Here is a 12912-nt window from a genome sequence, read left to right on the forward strand (position 1 = left end):
CAGGGGCGTCCGGGGTTGGCCGGCAGGTTGCCCGAACCTTGAGTCCGGGCCGAAGGATAAACCAACGTATTCCCAGCCGGTCAAGAGGTCAATGCCATGATCGAGGCGATCGAGACCCGGACTTGAAGAGGTGGCCTGTCAAATTCGAGAATGGTGATATTTTATTCGATTTGTCGAGAACTGGCCGGTGGCCAAGCGGCCCTGCACACGGCCTAGTCTCCGAGTCGGACGTCGGGGGGGCCTATGTCACCGGTTTCGGGCGTCGACGAGCCGACGCCTCACCCTCGAGTGTCTCATTGAAATTATATTTGCTATATGATTTGGTTTAAGTATAATTGTTTTGTTGTTCATTCTGTTTCCGTCGGGTTCACGCTCGCAGGAGCCCGAGAGGTTCGTCGGGTCGGGAGCTCCTTTGTGGCTCCCTCTCCGCCTGCGACGCGGCCTTATGGCAACATAGCCGAGAGCGGAACAAGAATGAAACACGATCGACCCGGATTCCCAGCGGTCCCGTGTGGAATTCCCTCGCCCTTGGGAGCTCGCACTGTGGTGATCGACCGGGAAGATACGCTTGTCGATTCGTACACGGATACGTGGCTGGTCTCGAAGTGAACTGGTACCGTCCGTTGGGATTGGCGACGCGAGTTTCATCCGACGAAAAGGATACAGCCGATGATGGGTTCCCCGCGTATTTCTCTCGCGAGGCTCATGGTCTGCGTTGCGGCGATCGCGCCTGGATTGGCCGCGTTGCGCCTGCCGACGGTGGGGATGTTCGGAGTCGCGTTCCTCGCGACCGGCGCGGTCCTCCTGCTCGCGGTCGTCGGGGCGATCTGTCGACGGGGCCCCTCGCGTGCCTGGTGGATCGGATTCGCCCTCTTCGGCTGGGGCTACCTGGCCTTGGTGTTCGGCACGAGGCCGACGGACCCCTTGCATCCCATGCTGGTGACAAAGACCATTTTGCTCCCTTTGAAGGCCCTGATCCTTCCGAATCTCCAACCCCCGCCCGCCAGGGCGATTGGTCGGGACTTCGACTCGATCATCGCGGCCCTCGTGGGCCGGTCGTCGTTACCGGGTCCGGGGTGGGTCACCATCCCGACAATCCGCGATCCCTTTCTCTTGATCGGGCAGACTCTCATGGCGCTCTTGGCCGCAGTCCTGGGCGGGGTACTGGGACGAGCCTTATTCGGCCGCCAGCCCGGGTGGCCGGAGCAGCCGGAGTTCGAGACTCACAGGTCGGCACGGGCTTCGTCTCGCCAAACCCCCACGCCACTCGCCTTCGGATGTCGTCCCGAGTGGATCCTCTGCGGGGGTGCAATCCTGGTTGCGGCCACTGGGATGACCGCTGGCCTCACCACCTCACCGCTCCCATTTGAGTTGTCCTCCGTCGTCACGGCGGCTCTGCTCGGGCTGGCAGTCCTTGCCGCCACGATGGGCCCGGAGTCGATGAGGGCACGGTGGCTGGGGGCGGCGCTCTTCGGATGGGGAGCCATTGCGCTCGGCTTTCATACCAGCGTCACCCGGGCCTTCTGGGCGAGCGAGACGTTGGAGTCGAGGGCGAAGTTACCCTACTCCACTCTGCCGCGAGGCCTGGAGCCTCTCGACGATCCCGAACTCGAAAACCTGATGCGGAGTCTGGAAAATGGTTTTCCCCAAGCGAGCTCACTGGCCGCCCTGTTGACCGAAATCCCCGATCCTGACGGTGCCGTCCTCAAGGCGCTGGAACGATCTGTACCATTGCCGTTTCCGAACGAAACGCCGATCCATGCGGTTCTCGCCCATATTCGGAGCATGACACGATCACCCGAGTTGCCCAACGGCCTATCGATCTATGTCGAGCCGGTTGCACTCCTGGAGGTTGAGAAGACCTTGAACTCGCCGGTCCATATCGACCTCGCGGACGTCCCGCTCTCGGACAGCCTGCGACTGGTGTTGAGGCAACTCGACCTGGACTACATCGTCAAAGGACGGCTGGTCCTCGTGATGCAGCGAAAGGATATTCTCGCCCTGAGCATCGGACGGAGGTATGCGTCGATGCTCGGAGTTCCCAACACTCCATTCCAGAATCTGGCTCAGTGCGTCCTGGCCTTGCTTGCCGCCGCCGTTGGTTCCCTCGCAGCTCGGTTCGTCGCTCCGGATTCGGTGGACCCACCAACCAATCGTGGTCCCGGTGTCCCTGTACTTGGGTGATTCGAAGGGCTGATCATCCAGAGGCCCGTTTCAAATCCGTCATCTGCGGATCGTATTCCGTCTCTTTTTCTCAGTCTGAAGTCGTCTCATGGTTTTTTTGAAAGATCTCGACGGGTGGCCGGTGTTCTCTGAGGGAGGATCGGAATGGCGGACGTGCCGGCCACGCGGATGAGCCTGTTATTGCGACTGCGGGGACCGCGAGATGAGCGTGCCTGGGCGGAGTTCGTCGCGATTTATACGCCACTCATCGAGCGAGTCGCGCGGTCCGAAGGGCTCCAGTCGGCCGACACGGAGGACGTCACCCAGGAGGTCCTCCGCGCGGTCGCCGGGGCGATCGATCGATATGACCCCGATCCTTCCAAGGGCTCGTTCCGAGGCTGGCTCTTTCGGATTGCACGCAACCTGGTCATCAACATGCTGGCGGCCCGGCGATTTCGCCCGCTCGTGACGGGGGATTCCGACGTTCGGGACCTGCTCGATGCACTACCCGTCCCGGATGGGGCGGAGACGGCTTTCTTCGAGGGCGAGTATCGTCGCCAGATGTTCTTGTGGGCGGCCGGGCGGGTTTGCACTGAGTTCCGCCAATCGACCTGGAAGGCGTTCTGGTCGACCGGCGTGGAGGGTGCCGACGCCAAAGTCGTGGCCGAAGAAGTTGGCATCTCGGTGGGTGCGGTGTACATCGCCAGGAGCCGCGTGATGGCCAGGTTGAGGACGGTCATCGAGCAGGCCGAGGCGGATTCGGCCTGGGAAATCCCCGGAGGTGGGCCTTGATTCATGACGCGAATCGCCCCTGCGATCGGGACCGCCTGCGTCGCCTGCTGGACGACCGGATCGAGGTATTGGAACGCGACGAGCTCGAGCGGCACCTCGAGGATTGCGTCCCGTGTCGCCAACTCCTCGAGGACTTGGCCGCGGGGCAACGATTCTGGGCCGATGCCCGGCTCGTGGAGGGGGTTCCCAGCCCTTCGCCCGACCAGGACGGCCCGGCTGGGGTCGACGAAGACGAAACGGCCTCATGGATTTTCCTCTTCGACCCGCCGGACGTTGAATGTCCCCGGGCGATCGGGAAGCTCGGCCCCTACGACGTGCTGGAGATCCTCGGCCGAGGGGGCATGGGCGTGGTCTTCAAGGCCAGGGACCGGGCCCTGGACCGGTTGGTGGCGATCAAGGTGCTCGCGCCCGGGATGTCGCTGGGTGCCTCGGCGCGTCGGCGATTCGCTCGCGAGGCGAGGGCGGCCGCCGCGGTGAGCCACGAGCACATCGTGGCGATCCACGCGGTCGACGAGGTCCGGGGATTCCCCTACCTCGTCATGCAATACGTTGCCGGCCGATCGCTCCAGGAGCGGTTGGACGAGGATGGGCCGATGGACGTCGAGGCGATCCTCCGCGTCGGCACGCAGACCGCCAGGGCGCTGGCCGCGGCCCATGCGCAGGGGGTCGTCCACCGCGACATCAAGCCGGCGAACATCCTTTTGGAAAACGACCTCGAGAGGGTGAAGCTCAGCGACTTCGGCCTGGCGCGAGTGGCCGACGACGCGAGCCTCACCCACACGGGCGTCATCGCGGGGACGCCCCAATACATGGCCCCCGAGCAGGCCCGCAGCGAATCCATCGACGCGAGGGTCGACCTCTACGGCCTCGGGGCCGTGCTCTACGCGATGGCCGCGGGTCGCCCTCCGTTCCGCGCCCACTCGGCCTTGGCCGTGCTCAAACGCGTCTGCGAGGATCCGCCCCGGCCCCTCCGGCAAAACAACCCCGAGGTCCCGGTCTGGCTCGAGCGACTCATCAGCCGCCTCCTCGCCAAGGATCCCGCCGACCGGATCCAGACCGCGACCGAGGTGGCGAACAGCCTCGAGCAAGGCCTCGCTCGCCACCGAGACATGAACCAGGGGCGGGTCGAGGAGACTTCGGGGTCAGTTCGGCCTTCGCGTGAAACTCCGCTTCGGCCTTCGCGATCTTTGTTCTCCCGACCGTGGATCTTCGCCGTCGGCCTGGTCCTTCTCATGGTCGTCGGCCTGGGCGGATCCGAGGCCGTGGGACTGACCAAGGTCCGTGAGGCGGTTGCGACCATCCTTCGAATCCGGACGCCCGAAGGTGTGCTCGTGGTGAAGGCGGATGACCCGAACCTAAACCTTCAAATAAACGGCGAGACGCTGGTGATCGGCGGAGCGGGCGTCCAGGAGATTCGACTGCGTCCCGGAGTCCATCGGGTGCGCGCTCTCCGTGGCCAGCAACCCATCCAGGACTCGCTCGTCACGATCCAGAAGGGAAGACGGGAGATCCTCGAGATCGGTGTCGTATCGGACGTTGGCATCGTAGGAGTCGATCGGGGCGAGGCTGAAGGGCCCGCAAACTCGTCGGCGGCTTCTGTAGTCAAGGCCGACTTGCCTTGGGTCGAGGGAAAACCCAGCCTGGTTTGGAGTCTGGCCTTCTTGCCGGAAGGAAACCGACTGGCGATCGGTCAAGAAGCCTTCGACGGGACGTCGACGCTTCGTCTCCATGACCTCGTAACGAAAAAAAGTCTCGATCTTGGCGCGAAGGCCCAGGCTCGGAGCGTTGACGTCTCACCCGATGGTCGTCGCCTCGCCGCCGGTTGTTTCGACGGCCACCTGTTGGTGTATGACCTGGAGGTTAACCCTCCTTGCCTGATCTTGGATCAAGATGCGGATGGAGAGACGATCAACGTCGTCCGTTTCACTCACGATGGTCGTCACGTGATCTCGGGGACGTGGCAGGGTCACGTCCGCTGGCATCACCTGGCGACTTCAACGATCTCACGGGCGTTCGACCATCCGTCCGAGGTCTATGCGCTGGCGATCGACCATTCGGACTCGATCCTCGCCGTTGCCGGAGAGTCCGGGATGATCCAACTCATCGACCCGACGTCCGGTAAGGTCCTCCACAACCTATTGGGGCACGGCGGCCCGGTGGAGTCGCTCGCGTTCTCGGCGGACGGCCGTCTCGCCTCGGGGAGTTGGGACCGAACGGTTCGCCTCTGGGATCCTCGTGCCGGCACGCTCGTCTCGACCCTGACAGGGCATCGTCGCGAGGTCCTCTGCGTGCGGTTCTCCCCGGACGGAAGGCTCCTCGCGTCTTCCGAGGGCAAGGGCGACGGGGGTGACTCCAATACCTCGTCGTTCGATTGTCGGATCGTGATCCACGCGGTCCAGTCCGGGGTCGTCTTGCACAACATCCAGGCCCACCTCAACAGCATCTATACGCTCGCCTTCTCCCCCGAGGGCTGGCTCGCCTCCGGGAGCATGGACAAGAGCGTCAAGCTCTGGAATCCCGCCACCGGCGCCCTCCGCGACATGTTCGTGCCGGGGATCGCGGGCATGGAGTCGGACGTACGTCCCAGGCCCTCTCCGGTCCACGACGACTTACGGAAGCCCACCACGATCGCGCCTGCGACGCGGGGACGTTGAGATGGTGACCGGTCAATCGGCCTCGGTCTCGCACGCTTGCGGGTGACCTTGCCATCAGAATGAACTGAATGATCGTGTGTTAATTCTTTGAATAACGCACATGAATGCGAGCGATGTGCGAGGTGTCGGAGTGCGCGCCGAGCTCGGCGGCCTGGGGCCGCGTGGCTCGAGTCGCGTGTCGGGAGCACTTCATTCACACCCGGCAGGTCCGTCCATTTACCTTCGAGGGAAAACCATGTCCGAGAGCGTTCGACGAGTCAAACGGCCCGGGAATGGCTTGCCCTTTCCGGGGATACGAACCGGTTTTCTTCTCCTGACGGTCGGCCTCCTGATGGGAGTGTCCTGGCGCGACGACGGGGCACCACACTCCCTCGTGCTGTCACGCCACACCTGCGGCATCCGGGCGATCGCCGGCTCTGCTGCAAGCCGTCAGGTCGCCTGGATCGGCTGGGACGGTACCATCGCGCGGACGGAGTGGGATGCCTTCGGGCCCCGGACCACAATCTTGGAACGCGAGCTCGAAGGGGGGCCTTCGACGCTGGCTTTCAGCCCCGATGGCACATGTCTGGCGCTGGGGTGCGAAGACGGGAGCATCGAGGTTTTCGATAACGCCAACGATCGTCTGTACCTTCGATTTGACTCGGGCGGCCGGGGCGTGAAGTGTGTCGGATATTCGCCGGACGGCAGGGTTCTGGCGACGGGCAACTTAGACTCGAGGATACGGCTTTGGGATCCAGGGACCGGACGATTACTCGCGACATTTCCCGGACACAAGTCGGCGGTGAGCCGCATCGCTTTCGATGATTCGGGCGCTCGGCTGGCCTCGGCCGACATCCAGGGCCGCGTCCTGATTCGGGACTGGCGCGTTTCGTCCACGATCGACGAGTGGGCCCCTGCGGGCCGGGTGCTGGATGACGTGCTCGCCTTGGAGTTCTCACGGCAAGAGGATTCGTTGGTCTTCGCCCGGCGGACACAACCGCTCGTTTTCCTGCGCAACCCTTCCCAGGGTTTCGTCAAGACGACGGACCTCCTCGGCACCGCCACGACGGCCTTCGTCCCCTCGCGGACCGATCAGGGCCTGGTGGTCGGAGATCGCCGAGGTCATGTGGAGGTTTGGGATCCTCTCGGCGTCCACCGCCGAAGAACCTGGAAGGCCCATCAGGGCGGGGTCACGGCGTTAGCCTACTCATCCAACGGTCGATCCCTCATCAGCGCGGGCCAGGATGGGATCATCCGGCTCTGGGCCACGGCCGAGGATCGACAAACCGACTTGGCCTCGACCGTTAGCGAATTCGAGTGATCGCTTAAGAAAACTTGTTCAGCCGATGCTCGGACTCGGAGGTAGTGTCTTCGTGGTTCGTGGTAGTCAAACCCGGGTTGTCATCGTGCGGAGACCTTGGTCCCTAGGTGGCGGCAAATTCCTGTCGTGTTAACACTCTCTGTGAAAAGAGTTTACGTCGCTCGCTCCTGCAACCTCGCCAGCCAAGTCCGGCACTCTCGCCCCTGACGTTGTCGCAACGACCTTGTGCTCTTTGGCGTCGACGATAAAGTCTCGCTCGTTCGGTGGGGAACACAGCATGGTGGCAGTGGAAAACTCCCTCCCGAAAAAATCCACTTCTCCGAAATTCGGCTCAAGGACGGAGGCCCCAGACGCCGATACCGAGCAGAGATGTTGTCGTGGGCGTATCGCTCCGAACGGATTCGGATCGCGTCCCCACCGCGCCAGCATTCGGGATTGCACGTATGTACGTCCTTTGTGCCGGCATGTATCGTGCCTGTTCGACCTGGCAATACGAAGTCATCGCCCACCTGCTCGAGCGGCACCGGGGCGGTGATCGGCTTGGATACCTCACGGGCGAGGAGTTCGCCGAGAGGGATCGGGCCACCAGAGATCACGCGGGCTGGACGATCCTCAAGTCGCACGAAGGCCATCGGCAGTTCTCGAAGGTGGTCGCCGAGAAGCGGGCCATCGTCGTCTACGCCCACCGGGACGTGCGCGACGTCGTGTTCTCGCTCATGCACAAGCGGGGCGTGAGCTTCCGCCGGTTGTTCCGACAGGGGATGATCCACCAGATCTTGGTCAACGACCGGTTCTGGTCGAGGCAGCCCAACGTGCTCACCCAACGATATGAGCAGGTGGTTGCGAATCCCGTCGAGGGCGTCTTGCAACTCGCGAATCACATCGGGATCGAAATTTCCGAGCCGGAAGCCGCGGAGGTCGCGTCGGAGTACTCATTCCAGACGAATCGAAAACGCACGCAAGAGCTGGTCGCCCGGCTCCGCGACCAGGGCGTCGACCTCGAGGACCCGTCGAATCTCCAGTACTACGACCACCGCACCCTGCTCCACTGGAATCACATGAGGGAAGGCCGCCCGGGGAACTGGCGAGAGCTCGCCTCGCCCCGAGAACGGGCCATCCTCTCTCGACTCTGCGATTCGTGGTTGATCAACCATGAATACGAGGCCGACACCCGCGGGCCTCGGGCGGAACCTCGAGGGCTGAGCACTCGTCTTCGTGATGAGCTCGAATTGGCCGGTGCCTGGGCCACGTGTGCGTTGCGATGTGCCGCGCTGCGATATCCGAAGAGTGCCTCGCTGCTGAAGCGTGTCCTGCGGATCTCCAACGCAAAGCCCCCGGCCGTGCCCGCCAAGGCCCCTACGCCGAATACCGTCCGCGTCGACGCGGCCCAGGTCGGGGGTACGCCAGCCGGCGCCCGATCTTCCGCCGATGTCCTCCAGTCCTCCGACCAATAAGAACCCACCCCGAAACCCGGCTTTATAAGAAAAAGCCGGGTTTCCCAACAGACTCTCAGACTCGACCCGCGACATCGGCGTCTTTCGAGATGGCGGCTTGTCCGGCGCGAAGGGTCGCAAGGATGGCGTCGGGGTCGTAAACGCAACCACCCCAGGTCCCTCCGCCGATGGCTTGCAGGGCGGCCCAGAGCCGGGTGTCGTCGGGGAGGTCGGGGTCGGGCGAGAGACCATCCATCGGGGTTCGGGCGTCGAGGACCTGGGTCGCCGCCTCGGCGCCGATGTCGACGCCGCCGGGCCCGACGAGGTCCACCGAGCCTTCCAGCCGTAGCCGGTCGATGACGATCCGGATCAGATCCCCGTCGCGAAGCTTGCCGATCGGGCCCCCCGCCAAGGCCTCCGGGCCGATGTGGCCGATGCACGCGCCTGTCGAGACGCCGGAGAATCTCGCGTCGGTCAGCACGGCGATGTGCTTGCCGAAGGACAGGTGTTTGAGCGCGGAGGTGATCTGGAAGATTTCTTCCATGCCCGCACCCATCGGCCCCCGGCCGGCGAGGACGAGGATGTCGCCGGCCTTCAGCGGGTGGTCCGAGTAGCCCTTGATGGCCGCGATCGCCTCGCGCTCGCGGGTGAAGACGCGGGCGGGCCCAACCTTGCGATAGACCCCGTCCGGGTCGACGACGCTCGGGTCGATCGCCGTGCTCTTGATCACCGATCCTTCGGGGGCGAGGTTGCCTCGGGGAAAGGTCACCGTGCTCGTGAGCCCCACGGCCCTCGCCTTCTCCGGGTTCATGATCACATCGTCGGGATCGACGCCGTCTTGCTCGAACAGGAGATCCCTCAAACGAAGGCGCCTGGTCGACTTCTCCCACCAGTCGAGGTTCCGCCCGAGTGGCTCGCCCGTGACGGTGAGGGCGGACTCGTCGAGCAGTCCGAGGGCGCGGAGGTGCAGCATCACCTCGGGCACCCCCCCTGCCAGGAAGGCGCGGACCGTCGGGTGGTAGTAGGGGCCATTGGGCAGGACGCTGACGAGTCTCGGGACCTTGACGTTAATCTCGTGCCACTGGTCGACGGTCGGTCGATCCAGGCCGGCGGCGAATGCGATGGCGGGGATGTGGAGCAACAGGTTCGTCGAGCCGCCGAACGCCGCGTGGACCGTCATCGCGTTGCGGATGGCCGAGTCGGTCAGGATATCGCGACTCGTGAGGCCACGTCGGGCGAGCGCCACGAGCGCCAGGGCCGAGCGTCGGGCCACGTCTTTCCAGATCGGCTGGCCCGATGGGACGAGGGCCGTGTGTGGGAGCGACATCCCGAGCGCCTCCGCGACAACCTGCGACGTCGCGGCCGTCCCGAGGAACTGGCAGCCGCCGCCGGGGCTCGCGCAGGCGCGACATCCGAGCTCGGCGGCCTCGGGGAGGGTCAGCTCATCGTGCGCGTAGCGTGCCCCGATCGACTGCACCTTGCCCGCATCCTCGCCCTCCTTGGGGGGCAAGGTCACACCGCCCGGGACGAGGACGGAAGGGAGTTGGCTGGATCCGGCCAGGGCGAGGAGCATGGCCGGCAACCCCTTATCGCAGGTCGCGACCCCGAGCACCCCTTTGCGCCTCGGCAGCGAGCGGATCAGGCGGCGGAAGACGATCGCGGCGTCGTTGCGATACGGGAGGCTGTCCATCATCCCGGTCGTCCCCTGCGTGCGACCGTCGCAGGGGTCGGAGACCATCGCCGCGAACGGTGCGACGCCGAGCGAGCTCAGTGTCTCCGCTCCTTCCTGGACGAGCAACCCGATTTCCCAGTGCCCCGTATGATAGCCAAGCGCAATCGGGGTCCCATCGGGCGCCCGGAGACCCCCCTGGGTGCTGAGGATCAAATACGGATCGCGATCGACCTGCTCGGGCTTCCAGCCCATACCCGCATTCTGGCTCAGTCCGAAGAGGTCGCCCGACGGCCAGGTCCGGAGCATCTCGTCGGTCAACGGGAGCGAACCCGCCGGGCCGTCGGCCTTGGACTGGACATCGAGGAGGCTCGAGTCCTCGGATTCCACGATTTCGGTGAAGGAGGGGCTATCGGTCCGGGCGCTGGCCATGAGAGTGAATCTCTGGGGAGTCTGGCGGGCTCGACGGTCGCCGACTCGGTGCGGGGTCGACCTGGTTTGACTCCACGATCAGAGCACGAAACGTCCCCGATCGCAACCCGGGCCGGGTTGCTGCAAGACATCGCCCGGATTTGGCATCACGTGTGCTGATGCCTTCTTTCCAACGCGGTCCCGGACCCCTCTCCAGGCTCCGGACGGACACAATCGGCCGGAGAACGTGATACCAAGAGGTGAAGTTTAGTGATGGGCAATATCATCGGATGGATCGTCTTCGGTATCGTGGCGGGGGCGATCGCCCGGGTGCTCCATCCCGGGCCGGACCGGATGGGCCTGGTATCGACGACGCTCCTGGGCGTCGTCGGGTCGTTCGTCGGCGGGGGAATCGCGTACGTCCTCCGACTTGAGACCTCGCCTTATCAGCCTGGCGGATGGCTCTTGTCGATCCTGGGTTCCGTTCTCCTGCTGACGTTGGGGTTCTTCAGCAAGCAAGCCCGGTCGCTCCACTGAGCGAGTCTCGTCGACCGGAACACTCTTCCGAAGGTGATGGCCCGTGAGACCGACCAAGACCACGCTCGAACCCCCCGCCTCTCGTGCCGAGACCGCCGGACTCGAGCAACTCGCCTGGCTGATGGACCGTGCCTTCCAGATCCCGGGGACCCGGATCCGCGTCGGGCTCGACGCGATCCTCGGGCTCTTCCCGGGCGCAGGGGACATCATGACCGGGGTCGTCCAGATCGGGATCGTCCTGGTCGCACTCTATCGCTTCCGGGTGCCGAAGCCGATCGCGGCCAGGATGGCGGCCAACGTCCTGCTCGATACCGCGCTCGGAGCCTTGCCGATCCTCGGCGACCTCTTCGACGTCGCGTTCAAGGCGAATACGAGGAACCTCCAGCTCCTCAACCAGGTTCAAGAGGCGCGTCGGCTGGAAACCCAGGCCGACACTCGCCCCTCGATTCTCTTCCTGACGTCGATCGCGGCGGCCCTGATCCTCGCGCTGGTGCTCGTGATCGTCGGCTTCGTGACCGTCGTTCGCTGGCTCTTCGAGCGTACTTCGGGCTGAACGCGGCTCAGGCACTCGCGGCGATTGCGCTCAACAATTCCTTGGGCGGGTTGCCGTTGTCGACGAGACGGAGCAATCGCCCGTCGGGTGCCTGCATCTGGAGATTCGGGTCGATGCCGACCGCCGAGTACAGGGTCGCGGCAAGGTCGGCCGGCGTGACGGGTCGATCCGCCGGAGAGTCGCCCTTGGAGTCGGTCCGCCCGATGACCGTCCCTCGAGGGATCCCCGCCCCGGCGAGGAGGGCGCAGTTGGCGCGGCCGTGGTGGTCGCGACCCGCATTCCCATTGATTTTGGGAGTGCGCCCGAACTCGCCCATCATGACCACGAGCGTCTCGTCGAGGAGACCCCGTTCCTCGAGGTCGCGGATGAGCGCGGAGACCCCCTGATCGAGCGGGGGGGCGAGCGTGTTCCTGATCGTGGGGAAGTTCTGGGCGTGGGTGTCCCAGCCGAGCGGGCCCATGCCGCGATCGTTCAAGGTCACGAAGGAAACCCCGCCCTCGACGAGGCGCCTTGCGAGCAAGCACGACTGACCGAACGGGTTCCGGCCGTAACGGTCGCGGACCAAGTCCGACTCGCGGTTGATCTGGAACGCCGACTGCGCGGCACTCGAGGTCAACAGGTCGTAGGCCTGGTCGGCGAAATGATCACGACTGGTCGAGAGCGTGGTCGGGGCGACGTCGTGCGCGAAGTTGTCGAGGGTGTGGACCATCGCCCGACGACGACGGAGTCGATCGAGGGTAACCCGGTCCGGCGGGGTCAGGTTGTTGACCCGGAAGCCCGGTTGGCTCGGGTCCCCCGAGACGACGAACGGGTCGTAGGCCGGCGTCAGGTACCCGCTCGACGAGAACAGCGGCGCATCGGGGACGGCGACGTAGGGCGGGAGCAGGCCTCGGCCCGATTCCCGGGTCTTGGACACGACGCTCCCGAAGCTCGGGTAGACGAGCGCGGGGTTGGGACGATACCCGGTCAGCAGGTGGTGGGCCGCACGGTCGTGATCGGCCTCGGGCGACGTCACGCTCCGGATCAACGTGGTGCGGTCGAGTACCCGGGCGAGATTGGGAAAGACTTCACTGATTCTCACGCCGGGGATGGCCGTGTCGATCGGTTTGAATTCGCCTCGGATGTCGACCGAGGCGTCCGGCTTGGGGTCGAAAGTGTCGATATGCGAGGGGCCGCCGGCGAGCCAGATCAGGATGCAGTTCTTGGCCCGGGTGGTCGAGTTCGTCCCCGTCCCGTTCGCGAACGATCGGAGTCGGAGGAGGTCGCCAAGTCCGAGGCCGCAGACACCGAAGAGCCCGGCCCGCAGGAAGGAGCGGCGGCTCGGGCCTCGACAAGGGATGGCGTTCGCGGGAGCGGTCATGTTCGGGTCTCCCCAGGGGGTTCCAGGACCGTCGATCGGA

The 12912-nt window shown here is 64.8% G+C and carries 9 protein-coding genes; 7 read left to right on the forward strand and 2 right to left on the reverse strand.

The features are described 5' to 3' along the window. The first annotated feature begins 669 nt into the window (after window positions 1-669). The 5 genes from ACYOEI_RS28385 (at window position 670) to ACYOEI_RS28405 (ending at window position 8363) form a co-directional block, all read left to right on the forward strand. The gene (locus ACYOEI_RS28385; RefSeq protein ID WP_462853028.1) at window positions 670-2184 is read left to right on the forward strand and encodes a hypothetical protein; all 1515 of its coding nucleotides are present in this window, start codon (window positions 670-672) and stop codon (window positions 2182-2184) included. A gap of 144 nt (window positions 2185-2328) precedes the next feature. Further along, window positions 2329-2955 (forward strand): RNA polymerase sigma factor, encoded by a 627-nt coding sequence (locus ACYOEI_RS28390; protein WP_462853029.1) that lies wholly within the window; start codon window positions 2329-2331, stop codon window positions 2953-2955. Continuing rightward, window positions 2952-5609 carry a WD40 repeat domain-containing serine/threonine protein kinase gene (locus ACYOEI_RS28395; protein WP_462853030.1) on the forward strand — a complete coding sequence of 886 codons (2658 nt, stop codon included), beginning with the start codon at window positions 2952-2954 and terminating at the stop codon, window positions 5607-5609. The genes ACYOEI_RS28390 and ACYOEI_RS28395 overlap by 4 nt, the downstream gene beginning before the upstream one ends. A 331-nt stretch (window positions 5610-5940) precedes the next feature. Then, on the forward strand, window positions 5941-6909 hold the full coding sequence (locus ACYOEI_RS28400) for a WD40 repeat domain-containing protein (protein WP_462853031.1): 969 nt from the start codon (window positions 5941-5943) through the stop codon (window positions 6907-6909). 443 nt (window positions 6910-7352) lie between these two features. Then, the gene (locus tag ACYOEI_RS28405) at window positions 7353-8363 is read left to right on the forward strand and encodes a sulfotransferase domain-containing protein (protein ID WP_462853032.1); all 1011 of its coding nucleotides are present in this window, start codon (window positions 7353-7355) and stop codon (window positions 8361-8363) included. Between the two features lie 55 nt (window positions 8364-8418). On the opposite strand, the gene ACYOEI_RS28410 is transcribed toward ACYOEI_RS28405, so the two are convergent. After that, the gene (locus tag ACYOEI_RS28410; RefSeq protein ID WP_462853033.1) at window positions 8419-10443 is read right to left on the reverse strand and encodes a YjhG/YagF family D-xylonate dehydratase; all 2025 of its coding nucleotides are present in this window, start codon (window positions 10441-10443) and stop codon (window positions 8419-8421) included. Window positions 10444-10695: 252 nt separating this feature from the next. On the opposite strand from ACYOEI_RS28410, the gene ACYOEI_RS28415 reads away from it, so the two are divergent. Further along, window positions 10696-10959 carry a GlsB/YeaQ/YmgE family stress response membrane protein gene (locus ACYOEI_RS28415; RefSeq protein ID WP_462853034.1) on the forward strand — a complete coding sequence of 88 codons (264 nt, stop codon included), beginning with the start codon at window positions 10696-10698 and terminating at the stop codon, window positions 10957-10959. A gap of 43 nt (window positions 10960-11002) precedes the next feature. Beyond that, window positions 11003-11512, forward strand: coding sequence for a DUF4112 domain-containing protein (locus ACYOEI_RS28420; protein ID WP_462853035.1), 510 nt, complete (start codon window positions 11003-11005; stop codon window positions 11510-11512). A gap of 7 nt (window positions 11513-11519) precedes the next feature. Here the strand turns inward: ACYOEI_RS28420 and ACYOEI_RS28425 are convergent, their stop codons facing one another. Then, complete coding sequence (locus ACYOEI_RS28425; protein ID WP_462853036.1) at window positions 11520-12872, reverse strand: DUF1501 domain-containing protein; 1353 nt, start codon at window positions 12870-12872, stop codon at window positions 11520-11522. Window positions 12873-12912: the final 40 nt, after the last annotated feature.

This window comes from Singulisphaera rosea, from assembly GCF_054877945.1.